Raw genomic sequence first — 19,364 nt, forward strand, 5'->3', positions numbered from 1 at the left:
GCATGGAATGTATTTCAGTTTTTGACATGCTGAAAATTGGTGTAGGTCCTTCTAGTTCGCATACACTTGGACCATGGCGTGCTGCAGAACGTTGGATACAAGAACTCAAAGACTCCAATAGTTTTGACAGCATAGACAGTGTGACTGTAGACTTGTATGGTTCTTTATCGCTTACTGGAAGAGGTCACGCAACGGATTTGGCTGTGATGCTTGGACTGCTGGGCAAAGATCCTGAAACCATTCCTACGAAAGAGATTTCTAGTTTAATTGATGCTATTAAAACGCATAAGATCCTCAATTTTAATGGTGAATTGCAATTAGATTTTGATCCAGAGAAGGATATCGTTTTCAATAAAACATTTTTACCATTTCATGCCAATGGACTCACGTTTACAGCTATTTCTAAAGCAGGCACAATAACATCTACGTTTTATTCGATTGGTGGTGGATTTGTTGTGAAGGAAGATCAGGATAACTCAAAGAAGAATTTTGAAATAAAATGCTCCTTCCCATATCCTATCGAAAAAGGCGAAGATCTTCTGAGAAATTGTAAAGCCTGGGATAAGTCTGTTTCTGAAGTGGTTTTAGATAATGAAAAGTCTATTCGTACAGAAGAAGACATAGATTATGAGTTAAAGCGTATTTGGGATACGATGCTCGAGTGTATGTATATAGGCTGTCATACCGAAGGTTATCTTCCTGGAGGCTTAAACGTGAAGCGTCGTGCTTTTGATATGCACAACAATCTTAAAGGTGAAGAACCTTATAAGAATCCTGTTGAATGGATTTATGCCATTAGAAATACCGAGGTAAGATTCCGTCAAATCATAAAATGGGTAAGTTGTTTTGCACTGGCTGTCAATGAAGTTAATGCTTCTCTAGGTCGTGTGGTCACAGCACCTACCAATGGAAGTGCTGGTGTAATCCCAGCTGTGCTGATGTATTATTTGGTTATTGAAAATCATGATGGGAATTTTGAAGACATCAAAAAGTTTCTTCTGGTTGCTGGTGAAATCGGCAGTATCTTTAAGAAAGGTGCTACGATTAGTGCTGCAATGGGTGGCTGTCAAGCAGAAATAGGTGTCTCTTCAGCTATGGCTGCCGCTGGTTTGTGTGAACTATTAGGCGGTACACCTGAACAGGTTTTAGCTTCTGCTGAAATTGCAATGGAGCATCATCTTGGACTAACTTGTGACCCTGTTGGTGGCTTGGTACAAGTACCTTGTATAGAACGCAATGCTATGGGCGCCATAAAAGCTATTAATGCTGCTGAATTGGCTCTGGATGCTAATCCTGAGGATCTAAAAGTACCACTCGACAAAGTTGTTGACACCATGTGGGAAACTGCCCAGAATATGAACACCAAATACAAAGAAACTAGTGAAGGCGGCTTAGCCGTACGTGTAAATATGGCGGATTGTTAGTCTACTTAACGATAAATTAAATTACTTAACTTTTATATAGGGTTAATTTAAACTTAGAGTCAATAAGTTTATAAAAAGGTAAATTTCAGTTATCCTTTACTTCATATTTAATATGGATTTTTGATTGATTCAAATCCTCAAGTGTGAAAGATTTCAAATTCATTATTATTCCTGTAATTATTCTTGTTTATTTTTTGATTAGTAGCCAAAATTCAATTTCGAAAATAGACACAGGAGATATCGTATTTACCTCTTTTAATTTCAAAGGAGCTGATCAATTTTCAATAATAACATTAAGCGATATTCAGCCAAATACTACTATTTATTTTTCAGATTCTGAATGGAATGGAAATAGATTCGGAATTGATGAAGGATGCATGACCTGGAATTCTGGTCACAGAGTAATAAAATCTGGGACAAAGATATTTTTTAAAAACATCTCTACTTTTCCAGTCGCAACTATTGGAAAAGTAACTAGCACTCTAAAATTATCCACTGATAATGATGCCCTATTTGCTTACACTGGAAATCCTAGATTACCAACGACTTTCTTAGCAGCAATTTCTAATTCTAAGAAAAGTTATGGCACATTAATAAATACTGGGTTAATAGAAGGACAAAGTGCAATCACATTCCCGAAAGGAACATATAAGGCCTATATAAAAGATGAAAACTTTTCCTTTTTAGCCAAAAATCGAACAGAGGCAAAATTAAACTCAAGTATTTTCATCTTTTTTAAAGACAGCATAAATGCTTTAGCTCAAGGAAATTAGCCTTTATCACAAGTAGAACGTCTTCTTGAATCGATTAAGTAAATTATTCTCCACTTCCCTTCTGTTTTTACGAGTTGAAAAGAATTTACGCCGCAATGACTGAACTGGTCATTATACCAAAACTCATAATCAACCCAAGCATTTGCCATATTAGCATCTACTTGAATACTAAAGTCAGTTAGGCGCTCATCCCATTTTTGGTCTGCAGGTCTATTAGCTATGGCATTTAGTAAATTGTCTGGACCTCCATCATCTTTTAAAACCCCTTCCCCTTCTTTATTGATAAATGCTGTCTGCATAACGACCTTGTCGATCATTACAGATTTCATCATGGTAGTGTCACCTTTGTGAAATCCGTCAAAAAAAGTTTCGATAGTCTTCTTTACCTCTATCTGTTGTGGAGACATAGATGATTGTGAAGAAACAGTACTGGCGATTAAAAAAGCTAGATAAGTAAAAATACGATACATGATTGATAAGTTTTCCTCAAAGTAATTGAAAACAAATCAACGAATAAGGGAAGTAAAGAAAACTTTAACAAAAAACCCAGCAAAACTGCTGGGTTATAATTAGTTGACGATTACTTTTTCAATAATCTCTTGATTGTCATATTCTATCCTTACGAAATATATTCCGGAATTTAGATTATTTAAATTGAGTTGTTTAGTAAACGGATCTCCTGATAAGGTATCTTCAATATCACTACTTATTAATACTTTTCCTGAAAGATCATATAAATACAATTTAGATGTATTATAAAGTCCAGTCATTTTCACATTCAAAATATCTGAAGTTGGGTTTGGATATACTCTAAATTCAAACTCAGGATTCTCAACAATTATTTCTTCTTCGCAATTGACATCGACTTCTACCATTACAGTAGCTTCGTCGAAATCGAGTTCATTAAACACCGTAACTGTATACTCAGTAGTTTGCTGAGGAGCAACTGTAATACTCTGTGTGGTTTCTCCTGTACTCCAAAGATACTCGTCACCTCCAGATGCTGTTAACGTGGCGCTTTCGTCTAAACAAATCATGACATCATCACCAGCATTTGCTTGAACTTGAGGCACTACATTTACAGTAATTTCTTTAGTGTCATAACAGTTGTTAATATAACCGATGACTTCATAAGTGGTTGTTACACTTGGATTGACAGCAATATTCGGTTGCGTTGCACCATTACTCCATTCATATTCATTAGCTCCTGAAGCGGATAATGTTACGAAATCACCATCCAATATTGTTACATCATCACCATTACTAATCACTACGCTTGGATTTGGATCCACAAATACAGTGACTTCAGCTTCATCTTGAAAATTCCCTTGGTATACTATAACGGTATAGGTAGTCGTAGATAAAGGGGTTACTGTTATACTCTGAGTAGTTTCTCCTGTACTCCATAAATAGGTATCTCCTCCTGATGCCGTTAGTACAACTTCATAATCATAACCATCACAGACACGTTGATTGGCTCCAGCACTGGCTTGTACTGAGCTCTCCACAAAGACTGTTACTGTAGCTTCACTTGAACAACCATTTGTAATTCCTACAACCGTGTATGTCGTTGTCTCTGTCGGGCTAACATCTATACTTTGACCTGTAGCTCCTGTATTCCATTGGTATTCATTAGCTCCTGAAGCAGTCAGTGTGGCACTTTCTCCAAACAGTATTGTTATATCTGGTCCTGCACTTACTTCTGGTAATGGGTTTACGGTCACAGTCACTTCATCAGTATCACTACAATCGTTTGAAAAAACTTCAACTGAATATGTTGTTGTGGAATTTGGAGATACTTCTATACTTTGTGTGGTGGCTCCTGTATTCCAAAGATAGTCTGTTCCGCCTGAGGCTGTTAAGGTTACAGTTTCTCCTTCACAGATTTCTTGATCGTTTCCTGCATCAGCAATTGGGGTTTCATTTACAAATACTATAACTTCATCAGTATCTTCGCTACCAAGGCTGTTAGAGACTGTAACGCTATATGTCGTGGTTTGGTTTGGTGATACGGTGATACTTGCAGTAGTAGCACCTGTATTCCATAAGTAGTTAGTTCCTCCAGAAGCTGTTAAGGTTACACTTTCACCTTCACAAATCTCTTGATCATCTCCTGCATTGGCTGTAACTTCAACAGTTTCAACCGTTACGGTCACAGTAGCTTCATCTGAGCATCCATTTGTGGTTCCTGTTACTGTATATGTTGTCGTCTCAGTTGGACTTACGTCAATACTTTCATCTGTAGCTCCTGTATTCCATTGATACGTAGTAGCTCCAGAAGCGGTTAATGTAGTGCTTTCACCTTGTAATATGGTTACATTATTTCCTGCACTAACATTTGGTGACGGATTTACTGTCACGATTACTTCATCTGTATCGCTACAATCATTTGTAGAAACTTCAACGGAATATGTTGTTGTGGAATTTGGAGATACTTCAATACTTTGTGTAGTGGCTCCTGTATTCCATAGATAGTCTGTTCCGCCAGAGGCTGTCAATGTGATACTTTCTCCATCACAGATTGTTTCGTCTGAGCCTGCATTAGCAACTGGTATCTCAGTGACTGTCACTGTGACTTCATCTGTGTCTTCTCCTCCATTGTCGTTTGAAACTGTTACACTGTATGTTGTCGTCTGGTTTGGTGATACGGTGATACTTGCTGTAGTTGCACCTGTATTCCATAAGTAGTCCGTTCCTCCTGAAGCTGTTAAGGTTACACTTTCACCTTCACAAATCTCTTGATCATCTCCTGCATTGGCTGTAACTTCAACAGTTTCAACCGTTACGGTCACAGTAGCTTCATCTGAGCATCCATTTGTGGTTCCTGTTACTGTATATGTTGTCGTCTCAGTTGGACTTACGTCAATACTTTCATCTGTCGAACCTGTATTCCATTGATACGTAGTAGCTCCAGAAGCTGTTAATGTGGTGCTTTCACCATACAATATAGTGACATTATTTCCTGCACTTACATTTGGTGACGGGTTTACTGTCACAGTTACTTCATCTGTATCGCTACAATCATTTGTAGAGACTTCAACTGAATATGTTGTTGTGGAACTTGGTGATACTTCAATACTTTGTGTGGTGGCTCCTGTATTCCATAGATAGTCTGTTCCTCCTGATGCTGTCAGTGTAACACTTTCTCCATCACAAATCGTTTCATCTGAGCCTGCATTGGCTATCGGCAAGGGATTAACAGTAACGGTTACATCGTCAGTGTCCTCCGCGCCACTACTTGAAGTTACAGTCACTGTATACGTTGTAGTTGTAGTTGGAGATACAGTAATACTTGCTGTTGTTGCTCCTGTATTCCATACATAATCTGTTCCTCCAGATGCTGTTAACGTAACACTATCACCTATACATATTTCTTCATCTTGTCCAGCATTAGCAAACTCATCACTATCAATTATTCTGTCTCTAAAATCAACCACGAATGTGCTAATAGGTAAGTCGTCATTAGCCCAATCGGATGCAAATAGTATTCTTCCTCCTGATGGAGATGGAACTGCATGGGCTTCATTTAAGTACGCATCAAAAACATTTCTACAATGTGCAATACGCTCTACTCTAGAGCCGTCTAATTTTACAGCAATAAGCTCATTAAGGTAAGGTTGATATCCTAGTGATGAAGCAGTCCAAGCATAAACCCATCCTGGTCTTCCGAGGGCACGTGCCGATGTATGTGGAGGCCATCCTCCTACTGTAAGTTCTGTAATCTGACCATCGGATAATCTACGCTTTATCATTTTTCCTTTGTGAGGTTCAGATTTTGATACACCAACTGCTACTTCATCTCCATTTGTATCTGTAGCTAAATCGTAATGTGTTGGCATTGCATAATCATCCCAGAAACCGACTAGTGTTCCTTCTGCAGTATATACTTTGGTTCTATCGCCTCCTGATGGATATGTTCCTACTGAAATGATATAGTTTCCTTTAGAAGATAAGGATATATGTCCAAGGTTAACGACATCAGAAATATCAATATCTGGACCTTTTGTCTGGGTTTCTAAATCTAAATAGAACACCACTAGTGTGTTATCCGAATCTCTTGTTGCAGATACTGCGACTCTAGTACCATCATCTGAAAAGTTTCCTGTACCACCAGTGTCTACGTCTGAATACCCGGAGAAACTCATAATTTGTGTTACTTGCTCTGTCGAATAACTCCAGGTAACTAATTCATCATCTCTGATAATCCACATAAGGTCTGGATCATTGTGATGCCATCTAAATTCGTTTCCACTTGGCAGATCTACTTCTTTAATAACTTCATAAGTCTGACCATCTAGGAATAGGTCGAAACCTCCACCAGTAAAATTCTGGTGTCTTTCTAGCATTAATATCGATTCATCTGAATTCCAAGGCTGTCTTGTAGAATACCCATGTCTTGCAACATTTCTCCAATTTTGCCCAGATATATTTGGTATTGGCGTGCCAACATCTCCTGTAATACGAATCACATTGGTATTGAAAGTAGGGTCGACAACAGTTTCTAGGTAACCAGGTACCTCGACTGTAGGTACTGGCCAATATAAGTTTAAACTAGTATCAAGATCATATTCCTGACCTGACAATGTATTTGTTGTAAGTAATATAACAGCAACTAGCTGTATAAGCCGTAATGTAGTTCTTAGCATGGTAATCAATTTGGGGCTTGATGCAACGAATAAAAAAAATAATAGCCTGAGAATAAACTAATTAACTAATTATTCGATGAACTGCATCAAATTTGTAGGGTTAATCTTTCCTTTTTTAGCTTTTTATAAGGGTTTTTTTGTTTTTTGTCGATAAATCATCAACATTTCTATTATATACGTCCATACAACGAGTTTGGATCACGTTATTGGAGAATTTTAACAATCTTTACGAAAAATTTTTATTCGCCTATATCCTTTTTTAGATTTTGAAGCTCAAAAAATATTATGGCTTAATTGAAAACTTCATCTCTTTTTCCTTGTTTAAGGTTATTGATGCAGTTATCCCATTGATTGTTATTCCGTATTTAATCGTTGTAGTTGGTAAGGACAATTATGGTATCTATGCTTTTGCTTATGCACTAGTATTTTATCTCCTAAACATTGTTCAATATGGGTTTTCACTTTCTGCTGTTAGGTTAATAGCACTAAACAGGGATAATAAAAAAGAACTGGATAAAATTTATAGTAGCGTATTTACTACTCAGCTTTATTTGGCTATAGTGGTTTTGTCTATTTTGTTTGGGCTTACAGCGTTAATAGATAAGTTCAACGCGAATGCACAAGTTTACTATTATTTTAGCTTTATAATCATTGGGGAGCTACTCTTCCCTATTTGGTTCTTTTTAGGCATGGAGCGCATGCGCTTTATCACTGTTGTGAATTTGGTGTCTAAGTCTTCTTTTGCTGTGCTCACGTTTTTACTTATTAAGGAAGCTTCAGATTTCGTGTATATATCACTATATCAGTCTGTTGGATTTTTGTTTGCTGGACTAACTGCTCAAATATTTATCTTTTATAATTTCAAGATAAAGCTAAAACTGGCTGCAATAAGCGAAGTGAAGACGATGCTAAAAGACGGATTAAGTTCATTTTTAACTTTGGTAACACCGACCATATATTCTAACACGTCTATCTTCTTAGTTGGTGTATTTGGTATACCATCGTATGTTACATTTATGGAAATTGGATCTAAAGTTTCTGGGGCTTTTGGTGTGTTGGTAAAGACGCTTACTCATGTTCTTTATCCTTTTATCAATAGGAATCAAGCGGCAATGAAGAAATTTAGTTATGTCTTCTTAAGTGTCGGATTCAGCTTATCACTACTCATGTATTTTGCTTCAGAATACTTGATTACACTATGGCTTGGACAATCTGCTCCTGAGGTTGTAAAAGTTGTAAAGTACCTGAGTCCAAGTCCATTTTTAGTCTCTGTGATTTCAGCATTTGGAGTAAATGGATTAATGGTGAAAAAGAAAGACACCTTGTATTTAAAGGCTGTAGCCATAGGATCGATTGCTGGATTTACAGCTTGCCTAATATTAATCCCTAAATATTTCTATATTGGAGGTGCTATCGCTATCATACTTGCAAGAAGTATAAAGGCTATACTTTCATATTATTATAACAGTAAAATAGAAATACCTAGCCAACATGAAGCTTAAGTATATTTTGTTCATCATATATATTGTGGTTTTCCCTTTCTATTTTTTTGAAAGAGGAAATCCCCAAATTGCTGATGCATTTGGAGCTTTACTGGTACTTTTTCATTTTAAATCTATTGTAAATTCATTAGGCGCCCATCGTTTCTTTAAGAGCCTGTTATTATTTGTAGTTTACACGATTATTGTTAATTGTGCATGGATGATCATTCTTGATGAAATTCTGTTGCTTAAAAGCAGTCTCTACTACATATATAGCTTTATGATCATCTTGGTGTTTTATTCCAAAATGAAAGATGAAGGCTTCCTAAGGACTATTGCTTATGCCTTACTAATGAGCTTGTGTTTACAATTCGTCCTTTGGCCTTTCATTCCTAATCAAGGTGTAAGAACAATGATGTTCTTTAAAGATCCTAACCAATTATCGTTTTGGTCGTTTAGTATGTTAATCATTAGCTACCTGGTCTATAAGCTTGCTGAAATCAAAGGTATCCTACTCTATGCAGTTTTATTACTTTCTACATTCTTCATTTTTATTTCAGCTTCTAAATCTGGTGTGGCCGTAGCCATTATATTCTGGTTATATTTCTTTACTAAGACCAAGAGACAAATCATGATTCTGAGTATGGTATCTGTGATTGGCTTTAGCATTTTCCTCTTCACAGGTAAATTGGATTCAAAGAATTTCACATTTGCAGATAATGCTATTGAGAGACTTTCAGAGAAAAAGAGAGGTCAAGGTAACACACTAAATGACAGAGGCTATGATAGAATTCTTAATTATCCTCAATACACCATTCTTGGTGCTGGCGAAGGGAAATACAAACGATTCGGCTATCGAATAGAGTTACACTCTACCTTTTTCAATATTCTGTTTAGCTATGGTGTTTTAGGATTATTCCTTTTTGGAACTGCTATCACTATAATTTTAAAGAACTCTAATTGGACGATAAAGCTAATTCTCTTGCTCATTGTGTTATATACTTTAGCGCACATGACGTTGCGCTCACCTTTCTTTTGGCTATCTCTCTTATTGCTATTCTATCTTAACTATACTAACAATAACACCATAAAGGCAGAATAGATGGAACCTATAAAAATCTGTATCGTTGGTGGTGAAGATGTTCACAAAAGGATAAAACTCTCAAAATATCTTAGAGATAGTCATTTTGATGTCACAATTCTTGGCACTAGTGAGAAAACGTTTCCGGATTTTATCAATTATGTTCCCTATAACCTAGTGAGGAGTTTTTCTTTTTCGAAAGACTATAAAACCATAGAATTCTTAAAGCGCTTTTTTAAAGACAATGAATTTGATGTTATTCAAACATTTGATACTAAACCCGCTTTTTTAGTGCCCTTGGCTCTTATGAGAACTAAGACGCCTATCATTCGTACCATTACAGGATTGGGCACAGTGTTTATGTCTAATACTCCAAAGTTTCTCATCCTAAGAAGAGTTTATTTTTTAATTCATAGATTCATTAGAAAGCGAGTCTCAATGACAGTTTTTCAAAATAAAGATGATAAAGCTTTATTTCTGAAACACAAGCTTATTACTGAAACTAATAGTACATTGATTCAAAGCAGTGGTATAGAATTAAAAGATATTAGTATAAGGGCTGAACGAGAAGGAAACCCTTTTACATTTATATGTGTGGCACGTTTAGTCTATGAGAAAGGTATAATTAATCTTATAGAAGCAGCAAGAATATGTCACGATAAAGGTTATGACTTTAAGTATCAAATTGTAGGCCCACTAGAAGAAAACTCAAAGCGCCTAAATGAAGATATCCTAAAGCAATATGACGATATTGTAGACAGACTTGGTACACGAAATGATGTTCTAGAACTTCTTACTAAGGCTGATGCTTTTATACTTCCAACATTTAGAGAAGGCTTTTCCAGAGTATTACTGGAGGCCGCAGCTGTAGGTCTACCGTCTATCACTACCAATGTACCAGGTGTAGGAGAAATTGTTAGAGACGGTAAAGAAGGATTAATTGCTGAAGTGAGAAATTCTGAATCTTTGGCCAACGCCATGATAAAATTAGGCACTAACAAACCACTTGCCGATGAATTTGCACAGAACGCCTTAAAACGGGTTAATTTGTTTAGTTTAGAGACTGTTGCAAAACAATATATCTCTATATTTACTCAATTAATCAACCCAAATTAGCTATAATGCAAATACCGTTTTCACCCCCTTTTATCGATGAAAATGTTTTAGAAGAAGTCAAAGATTCTTTGGTTTCTGGATGGATTACAACGGGTCCAAAGGTCAAGAAACTCGAAGACCTTGTTTGCCAATATACTTCAGCTCAAAAAACACTTTGTGTCAATTCAGCCACTTCTGGATTACTATTATCCTTAGCATGGTATGATATCGGTCAAGGTGACGAAGTGATTATCCCTGCTTACACATATGCCGCTACTGCTCTTGCAGTAATGCATGTTGGAGCAACACCAGTTATGGTAGATACCGAAGCGGATTTTAATATCTCAGTAAGTGCTATTGAAAATGCTATAACAGAGCGTACTAAAGCGGTTATTCCTGTAGACATTGCTGGGTGGCCTTGTGATTATGATGCCATTATGAAGGTTATTGAAGCTAAGAAAAGTATTTTTAAGCCAAATAGTAAGAATCAAGAGAAGCTTGGTAGAATTTTGTGCCTATCCGATTCTGCACATTCTATAGGCGCTGAATATGATGGAAAGAAAATAGGGTGTATAAGCGACATAACAGTCTTTTCGTTTCATGCTGTAAAGAATGTAACTACTGCTGAAGGAGGTGCAATTTGTATTAATCTACCTCTGCCCTTTAATAATGAGGAAGAATATCAATTCTTAAGGTGTAATGCGCTTAACGGCCAGACCAAAGATGCTTTTACAAAATCTAAAGCGGGTTCTTGGCGATACGATATTATCTATCAAGGCTATAAAATTAATATGCCAGACGTATTAGCTGCAATTGGTGTAGCACAAATGCCTACTTATTTTGAAGAGGTATTACCTCAAAGAAAAGACATATATGAATTTTATAGGTCTTTTTTTCAAAATAAATCATGGGCTATTTTACCTCCATATGTGAGTGAAGATAAAATTTCCTCGTGTCATTTGTATGCTTTGCGTATTAAGGATGCAACCGAAGCTCAAAGAGATGAAATTATAGAAAAGATATCTGCTAAAGGCGTAGCTGTGAATGTACATTTTCAACCACTACCCTTACTATCCTTATTCAAGCAAAAAGGATTTGATATCGCTGATTACCCGGTGGCTTACAATAACTATAAGTCCGAAATCTCTTTACCTATATACCCTCAATTATCTAAAGAGGAATTACAGTATATAGTAGATAGTGTATCTTCTGCTGTGGAATCTACATTATGATGAAACGATTATTTGATATTGTTTTTTCAAGTATAGGATTGATTTTAACTGCACCTATCCTACTCATTATTGCTATACTTATTAAGCTCGACTCTAAAGGCCCTGTGTTCTATAAGCAAGTAAGAGTTGGGAAACATGACAAGGATTTCAAGATATTTAAGTTCCGGACAATGCATGTAGACTCTGATCGGTTGGGATTATTGACCGTTGGTGATAGAGATCCAAGAGTCACTAAAGTTGGTTATACATTGAGAAAATATAAACTTGATGAGCTACCTCAACTGATAAATGTTTTTTTAGGAAATATGAGTTTTGTTGGACCTAGACCAGAAGTAAGAAAGTATGTTGATATGTATTCTGAATCTGATAAGGAAATACTAAATGTGAAGCCAGGTATTACAGATTATGCTTCTATAAAGTATAGAGACGAAGCTGAAGTAATGAAAGCATCGGATAATCCTGAAGAAACCTACATCAATGATATCATGCCAGAGAAAATAAAGCTAAATAAGGTTTATATTGAAAACTACAGTCTTGTTACAGATATAAAGATTATTTTATTGACGTTCAAAGCAATTCTATCTTAATTGAATACATAGTATGAATGGACAATTTGTAATATCATTAGACTTTGAAAAGTTTTGGGGCATTTTCGATAGCAAGTCTCTAGAAAGCTACGAACAGAACCTAAATGCTGTAGATGCTATTGTGGATAGGTTAATAACACTATCTGATAAGTATAATGTAAAGTTGACTTTTGCCACCGTCGGCTTTTTGTTTCACGATTCAAAAAAGGCACTCTTAGAGCATATCCCAAATATAAAACCAGAATACAAAAACCCTAAGCACAGTCCTTATAGTTTAATTGATGAGGTTCCTGATACTGCTGGTTCTAATAGTGTATATTTTGCTTTAGATTCAATAAAGAACATCAGAGATAATGGTAATCATGAAATAGGCACACACACTTATTGTCATTACTACTGTTTAGAGGAAGATCAGACTCTATCTCAATTTGAAGCTGATATAAAGATGGCTGTTAAGGCTGGAAACGATTTAGGCATCCCAATTAAGAGTATAGTATTTCCAAGAAATCAGATCAATGTGTCCTATCTGGATATATGTAAGACACACGGAATTATTGCTTATAGAGGTTATGAAAATCATACTATTTATGAGCCACGACCTTACAAAGAGTCTAAGAAGACTTTGCATAGGATAATGCGTATAATTGATGCTTACTTCAATATTACTGGTAATCATATCTACGAGCTATCACAACTGGCTGATGATAATATTGTAAATATTCCTTCTAGTTATTTCTTAAGACCATATTCTGCAAAATTCGGTTTCCGAGAACCATTCAAGTTAAGACGAGTCAAGAATGGTATGGCCCAAGCAGCAAAGGAAAGAAAGTTATATCATCTTTGGTTTCATCCTCATAATTTTGGAAATAACATTGATGAGAACTTTAAAAATTTTGAAAGCATTTTAAAAACATATAAAATGCTACAAAGCAAATACAATTTTGAAAGCAGCACGATGTCATCCTTAGCTGAGAAAATAAGTGCACAATAGTTTTAGCTTATCATCGACTTAAGCGTAAGGCTTATCGAAAAGATTAGTGATTATATACGATAGATACATATTAGTTATACATTTATATCATCAAATAACCACCCAATGTTCAAAAAAGAAAACCTCAATTATATCATTCTTTTTGCCTTAGGCTTATTATCAATATTGTTTATAGCCTTTAGTACAGAAGCGTTTGCTTATAAAATAACTCGAGAAGATGGCGTCATAGAAAATATCACTGCAATATTTTATCTGGCAGGATTTATTGTTGGTGTTATTACAATCTTTAAGACCAAAAAGATGTTGTTACCAATAGCTTGGACATTAATGTGCTTCATTTTTCTTGGTGAAGAAACTAGCTGGTTTCAGAGGATTTTTAACTATTCTGTAGAATCTGTAGAAAGTGTAAACGCTCAGAATGAATTCAATCTGCACAACCTTTCAATCTTTGAAGGTGATGATTTATTTGTAGATGGAAAGATTAGCAGACAAGGTGTTATTAACTTTTTAAAGTCCACTCAGAATATCTTTAGGATTTTCTTCTTTGGTTATTTCTTAATCATTCCGATACTAATGTCATTGTCTGGAAAAATAAAACGACTAGTGGAGAAATTGGGTTACATTAAACCCTCTCCTCTATTCATTTTTTCAATTATCGTAGTATTTGGATTGTCATTCATTCTTGCAATCTATTCTGACTTAGATAAGAAAATGTCTTTTGCAGAAACCAGAGAAATGCTTTATGCATTCTTCATCTTTATGTATATATGGATATATGTAAGAGTTCTAAGACCTAAAACTGCTTAAGGTTAATCAGCTTTAGTAAGCATTAGTTTATTCACTTCGCCTATAGCATAATATGCACCAGATGCATTATCCTTATAGCAGGTAATAGCATCTACCTTTTCGGGATTTAAGTATAGGTACTGATACAATGCATATCTTAAGCTTGCGTAACCTTCATCTTGTAAATTGATTATTTCCTTGTTATTGCTATCAAATTTGGACTCAAGCTTTTCAATATTATAGGCTTGTATTGTGAAATCCTGCTTGTTCTTCAGCTTAAACTTCAACTGTGTATACAAACGATTCACCTTTTTATCTCTCAAATATTGCTTCAGCTTAAAATACTTGGCATAGTAGTTAGCCGTTAAAGATGCTTTAAGCGATTTAGAATCGTACAAAATATGACACTGATAATCATAATCATGGTTGGTCCATCTGTCCTTATAAATATATTCTCCTTTTGAAAAATCGTAAACATTGTAGCCATTCTCAAAACACCATTGCATTAACTTAATAATACTCGTATGTCCTAGATTATAGCGCATGTAATCAATATCGAAAGAAGTAATTGCGAAAAGTAATATTGAATCGCTCAAGAAACTAAATGATATCCCAATAGGCATATCCTTATTATAAATGGCAGTCATAACAGCTTCCTTGTTAACTACCATCTTATACATAAGATCATAATAATAATCCCATTTAGAAACGATATTATTATCCAAGCCCAGAGAGCCAAAACGTCTCTGCAGGTTCTTCTTTAAAAATTTGCAAAGTGTCTCATACTCATCCGTAGAAATATCGCCATGGAATATTTTATAGCTTATATCGAAGTTGGCCTCTAGCCTACTTATGTTTCTCCTATACTTATAGCGGCTTTTGGACTTAAACTGTGCACTAAAAAAAGCATCAAAAGTTTCAAATTCGGCTAGTTGAGACGTAAACCCCTTATATTGTCGTACCGTTTTGGTCTTTAAGGCATTATTATTCCCCGCTTCTATTTCGAAGTAACTAGGAACATCATAGATTATAAAGGTCTTTCCTTTATAGTCTTTCTCATCAGCATTAATACTATAGTAGTTACCATTGGTAATATTCTTACCAATGTTCACCAAAGTACTATTTGACTTTTTGTAAAACTTAACACCCTGAATACTTTTATAGTTAACAGATGATTTAGAGCCATTAAAATGCTCGGACCAAACGTCCTGAAATGTAGGTTGGTTAAAAGGGTGTTTATTCATGAAATACTTTTCGATAAAAGTAAAAAAATAATACTATGGGAATTGTCAAAACCGACTAAATACACTATAAAATAGATTAAACTTTATATTTTTAATCCGTAAAATTAAAGAACGTAGAAATGAGCTATTTATCGTATTTATTTGAATTTTTAGATTAAATAAATCATTTTTACCATTAATCAAACTTGGATGAAAGAAAGAATATGGTTGTCGCCTCCTGATATTACAGGGAAAGAGTTAGACTATATAAAGGATGCTTTTTCATCGAATTGGATTGCCCCAATAGGACCTCACCTTAATAAGTTCGAAGAAACTTTTGAGTCCCTCTTAGGGCACAACAAATATACCGTGGCATTAAACTCTGGCACTGCTGCTATACATATAGCCTTGCGATTGCTTAATGTCGGTAACGATGATGAGGTAATCTGCCAGACCAAGACGTTTATAGGATCTGTGAATCCTGTATTATATGTTGGTGCAAAACCAATATTTGTAGATAGTGAATTAGAAAGTTGGAACATGTGTCCAGAATTATTAGATAACGCTATAAAAGACCGATTGCAAAAAACTGGCAAATTGCCTAAAGCCATTATTATGGTTTGCATCTACGGTATGCCTTATAAGGTTGAAGACATTCACGCTGTTGCAGAATCATACGGTATTCCTGTGATTGAAGATAGTGCTGAAGCCTTAGGTAGTACCTATAACAATAGACAATGTGGCACTTTTGGCGATATGTCTATATTCTCATTCAATGGTAATAAAATAATTACGACTTCTGGTGGTGGATTGCTTATTGTGAATTCCGAAGCTGAAAAAACAGAAGCAATCAAACTTTCTACACAGTACAATTCTAATCCTAAGGATTACACTCATGATAAGATTGGGTACAACTACAGGCTATCTAATGTATTAGCTGGTATAGGATTAGGACAACTAGAACAACTTGACGAAAAAGTCGCCAAAAAACAAAACAATTATAAAGCTTACCGAGATGCCTTTGAGGAAATTGAAGCAATACATTTGCAACCAGAGTTAAAGGGTTCTTTTTCAAATAGATGGCTAAATTGTATATTAGTGGACAGTGCTAAGAGCAAATCAGAGCTTATGCAGCTATTTGAAGACAATAATATAGAAGTAAAAAGCGCATGGAAACCTATGCATTTACAACCTGTATTTAAGGATTATCCGAACTACACAAATGGCATTTCAGAAGACTTATACAACAGAGGTATATGCCTCCCAAGCGGTACTTCTCTTTCCGAAGAAGATTTAAATAGAATAACCAATTTAGTAACCAACTATTATCAATGCTAGACAAGTACTTAAATAAAACACTACACAAATATGCTTCGAAGTGGCTAATATTAGCCATCGATGTCGCTATTGTTTTATTTAGTTTCTTCCTGGCTTATGTTATTCGATATAACTTCAAACTAGATTTCGATCCTGTTCAGGTATTGAAGCAGATACCGTTGGTAATTGTAGTGTCAGTGTTATGCTTCATGCTGGTTGGCACTCACAAAACAGTAGTCAGATATATTGGGTTTAGAGATGTAGTCAATATTTTCATAGGTGCAAACCTAATAGGTACTGTACTTATTCTATTTACATACTTAAGTAGAAAGTTTGGCTTTGATAAAAGCTTTGAGATTTCAGGGTCTATTATATACATCAACCTATTGCTCAACCTGCTCTTCTTAACAGGTTTCAAATTCTTTATCAAGTCTTACTACAGAAAGCTAATGTTGGAAGGCGTTGGAACCAGTGAAATAGAGAACGTACTAATCTATGGTGCCGGAGATTCAGGAATGATTACTTATGAAGCCCTTAGCGGTGACTTAAAGAGTAACCTCAAAGTTGTAGGCTTTGTAGATGATAATGAAGTAAAAGTTGGAAAGAAAATCGATCTTCTTAGAGTTTATAGCCCTAAGGAAATAGATGAAGCATTTGTAAAGAACAAAAAGATAAAACAGGTCATTATTTCTATTCAGAATATTGAACCTATCCTCCTACTTTCTATCATTAATGGTCTTTTTGAGCTTAAAGTCAAAGTTAAGATTGTACCACCAGTAAAAACCTGGATAGATGGTGATCTTAGCGTTGGGCAAATCAAAGATGTAAATATAGAAGACCTTCTAGGTAGAGAACCAATAGTCATCAACAACCCTGCAGTAATCGATGAATATGACAACAAAGTCATACTAATCACTGGAGCAGCTGGTTCTATAGGTAGTGAAATTGCTAGGAAAATTGCTAAGCTTAATTTTAAGAAGCTTGTACTTATTGATAATGCAGAATCCCCTCTGTATGACATTCAACAAGAATTAAAACAAAAGAATATTGATAATGTTACTTGTATTATAGCAGATGTAAGAAGAAAGAAGTCAAGACTAGATGAAATATTCTCTAAGTACAAGCCAGAGATTGTGTTCCATGCAGCAGCTTACAAGCATGTACCTTTAATGGAGACCTATCCACACGAAGCAGTAAGCGTTAATGTCTTTGGAACCGCTAATATTGCTAACCTGTCGATAAGACATGGTGTAGAAAAGTTTGTACTCATCTCTACGGACAAAGCCGTAAACCCAACCAATGTTATGGGAGCTACCAAGCGTATTGCCGAGCTCTATGTGAATTGCGTAAAAGGAATGGGTAAAACCAAATTTATTACGACACGATTTGGGAATGTACTCGGTTCTAATGGTTCTGTGATTCCTTTGTTCAAAAAACAAATAGAAGCTGGTGGTCCTCTTACAGTTACACACAAGGATGTAACACGCTACTTTATGACAATCCCAGAAGCTTGCCAGTTAGTATTAGAAGCAGCAACCATGGGGAATGGTGGTGAAATCTTTGTATTTGATATGGGTAAATCCGTAAAAATCTTTGACTTAGCCAAGAATATGATCATACTCTCAGGCTTGAGATATCCTGAAGACATTAAGATAAAAATCACTGGTTTAAGACCTGGTGAAAAAATCTACGAAGAGTTACTGGCAAATGAAGAAAACACCAAGCCAACATATCATGAAAAAATCATGATTGCAAAATCAAAACATGTAGATATCAGTTCCACGATATCAAAAATTAATGTTTTGTGTGAAAAAAGTAGCAAATCTCAATTATTCGAATTGGTAGCCTTAATCAAGGATTTAGTTCCTGAGTATGTATCCAACAATTCGAAATTTGAAATATTAGACAAAAAATCAAATCAACCTTAAAATAACCACATATGAAACCTTATATCTTTAAAAGAATAGCTTTTTTATTGCTTATAACATCCCTAGCATCTTGTGCGAGTAGAAAGGAAATTGCTTATTTCCAGGATGAGCCAATAAGTAGTATGAATGTGGAAAATTTGGACACAGAAATAACATACAGAAGCGATGACTTACTTACAATAGATGTATCTGCTTTAGATCCAGACGCAGTAAGACCATTCAATCTTCCGGCTGTATCCTATAATGCCTCTAACATTGTAAGTGCTCAAGGAAATTTGAGAATGCAAACATATCTTATTGATGTCAATGGTAATATTGAGTTTCCTGTACTAGGAACATTAAGTATTGGTGGCAAAACCAGGACTGAAGCTACTAATTATCTTAAAGATCTTCTGAAAGAATATGTCAAAGATCCTATTGTGAACATAAGGTTGACCAATTTTACAATCTCTGTTTTAGGTGAAGTTACCAGACCAGGCACATTTACAGTCCTTGATGAACGCATCAGTATTCCTGAAGCCTTAGGTTTGGCTGGAGATCTTACTATCTATGGAAGGCGTGATAATGTCTTCCTGATTCGGGATGTAGATGGGAAAAAATCGTATGCTAAGATTGACCTTACCTCAATAAACATGGTCAATTCTCCTGTATATTATTTAAAACAAAACGATGTTATTTATGTCGAACCAAATAAAACCAAGGTGAGGCAATCTAACTTCAACCCTAATAATGCCCAAATAATTTCTGCTGTGGGTATTGTCGCAACAATTGTTGCCATACTAATACGATAATTTAAGCTA

Annotated in this window: 15 protein-coding genes; 12 read left to right on the plus strand and 3 right to left on the minus strand. The window is 35.4% G+C overall.

Translation table 11 applies throughout. The annotated features are described in order from the left end of the window. The first annotated feature begins 2 nt into the window (after window positions 1-2). Window positions 3-1,424, plus strand: a complete 1,422-nt coding sequence (locus NCE97_RS03660) for an L-serine ammonia-lyase (protein ID WP_353777527.1) — start codon at window positions 3-5, stop codon at window positions 1,422-1,424. Window positions 1,425-1,567: 143 nt separating this feature from the next. Then, window positions 1,568-2,197, plus strand: a complete 630-nt coding sequence (locus NCE97_RS03665) for a hypothetical protein (protein WP_353777528.1) — start codon at window positions 1,568-1,570, stop codon at window positions 2,195-2,197. On the opposite strand, the gene NCE97_RS03670 is transcribed toward NCE97_RS03665, so the two are convergent. Beyond that, window positions 2,194-2,667 carry a nuclear transport factor 2 family protein gene (locus NCE97_RS03670; RefSeq protein ID WP_353777529.1) on the minus strand — a complete coding sequence of 158 codons (474 nt, stop codon included), beginning with the start codon at window positions 2,665-2,667 and terminating at the stop codon, window positions 2,194-2,196. The genes NCE97_RS03665 and NCE97_RS03670 overlap by 4 nt on opposite strands. 99 nt (window positions 2,668-2,766) lie before the next feature. After that, window positions 2,767-6,843: a T9SS type A sorting domain-containing protein gene (locus NCE97_RS03675; protein ID WP_353777530.1), complete on the minus strand. Its 4,077-nt coding sequence runs from the start codon at window positions 6,841-6,843 to the stop codon at window positions 2,767-2,769. Window positions 6,844-7,109: 266 nt separating this feature from the next. Here NCE97_RS03675 and NCE97_RS03680 point away from each other — a divergent pair, with 266 nt between their 5' ends. The 7 genes from NCE97_RS03680 to NCE97_RS03710 all read left to right on the plus strand — a co-directional run bounded on the left by NCE97_RS03680 (window position 7,110) and on the right by NCE97_RS03710 (window position 14,117). Further along, window positions 7,110-8,345 carry an oligosaccharide flippase family protein gene (locus NCE97_RS03680; RefSeq protein ID WP_353777531.1) on the plus strand — a complete coding sequence of 412 codons (1,236 nt, stop codon included), beginning with the start codon at window positions 7,110-7,112 and terminating at the stop codon, window positions 8,343-8,345. After that, a complete protein-coding gene (locus NCE97_RS03685) occupies window positions 8,335-9,426 on the plus strand; it encodes an O-antigen ligase family protein (RefSeq protein ID WP_353777532.1) in 1,092 nt (363 codons plus the stop codon). The genes NCE97_RS03680 and NCE97_RS03685 overlap by 11 nt, the downstream gene beginning before the upstream one ends. Beyond that, on the plus strand, window positions 9,427-10,521 hold the full coding sequence (locus NCE97_RS03690; protein ID WP_353777533.1) for a glycosyltransferase family 4 protein: 1,095 nt from the start codon (window positions 9,427-9,429) through the stop codon (window positions 10,519-10,521). A gap of 5 nt (window positions 10,522-10,526) precedes the next feature. Next, window positions 10,527-11,732, plus strand: coding sequence for a DegT/DnrJ/EryC1/StrS family aminotransferase (locus tag NCE97_RS03695; RefSeq protein WP_353777534.1), 1,206 nt, complete (start codon window positions 10,527-10,529; stop codon window positions 11,730-11,732). After that, a complete protein-coding gene (locus NCE97_RS03700; RefSeq protein WP_353777535.1) occupies window positions 11,732-12,319 on the plus strand; it encodes a sugar transferase in 588 nt (195 codons plus the stop codon). The genes NCE97_RS03695 and NCE97_RS03700 overlap by 1 nt, the downstream gene beginning before the upstream one ends. A gap of 13 nt (window positions 12,320-12,332) precedes the next feature. After that, window positions 12,333-13,310: a polysaccharide deacetylase family protein gene (locus NCE97_RS03705; RefSeq protein WP_353777536.1), complete on the plus strand. Its 978-nt coding sequence runs from the start codon at window positions 12,333-12,335 to the stop codon at window positions 13,308-13,310. 105 nt (window positions 13,311-13,415) lie between these two features. Next, window positions 13,416-14,117, plus strand: a complete 702-nt coding sequence (locus NCE97_RS03710) for a hypothetical protein (RefSeq protein WP_353777537.1) — start codon at window positions 13,416-13,418, stop codon at window positions 14,115-14,117. A 2-nt stretch (window positions 14,118-14,119) separates the two neighbouring features. Here the strand turns inward: NCE97_RS03710 and NCE97_RS03715 are convergent, their stop codons facing one another. Continuing rightward, window positions 14,120-15,340: a GNAT family N-acetyltransferase gene (locus NCE97_RS03715; protein ID WP_353777538.1), complete on the minus strand. Its 1,221-nt coding sequence runs from the start codon at window positions 15,338-15,340 to the stop codon at window positions 14,120-14,122. 189 nt (window positions 15,341-15,529) lie between these two features. Between NCE97_RS03715 and NCE97_RS03720 the strand changes: the two genes are divergently transcribed. Genes NCE97_RS03720 through NCE97_RS03730 form a run of 3 tightly spaced genes read left to right on the plus strand, consistent with a single transcriptional unit; the run spans window position 15,530 to window position 19,355 of the window. Then, window positions 15,530-16,657 carry a DegT/DnrJ/EryC1/StrS family aminotransferase gene (locus NCE97_RS03720; RefSeq protein ID WP_353777540.1) on the plus strand — a complete coding sequence of 376 codons (1,128 nt, stop codon included), beginning with the start codon at window positions 15,530-15,532 and terminating at the stop codon, window positions 16,655-16,657. Then, window positions 16,651-18,564: a polysaccharide biosynthesis protein gene (locus NCE97_RS03725; protein WP_353777541.1), complete on the plus strand. Its 1,914-nt coding sequence runs from the start codon at window positions 16,651-16,653 to the stop codon at window positions 18,562-18,564. Before NCE97_RS03720 ends, NCE97_RS03725 begins: the two co-directional genes overlap by 7 nt. An 11-nt stretch (window positions 18,565-18,575) precedes the next feature. Further along, window positions 18,576-19,355 carry a polysaccharide biosynthesis/export family protein gene (locus NCE97_RS03730; protein WP_353777542.1) on the plus strand — a complete coding sequence of 260 codons (780 nt, stop codon included), beginning with the start codon at window positions 18,576-18,578 and terminating at the stop codon, window positions 19,353-19,355. The last annotated feature ends 9 nt before the right edge of the window (window positions 19,356-19,364 follow it).

Origin of the sequence: Winogradskyella sp. 3972H.M.0a.05 (assembly GCF_040493455.1) — a bacterium.
Lineage (GTDB): Bacteria > Bacteroidota > Bacteroidia > Flavobacteriales > Flavobacteriaceae > Microcosmobacter.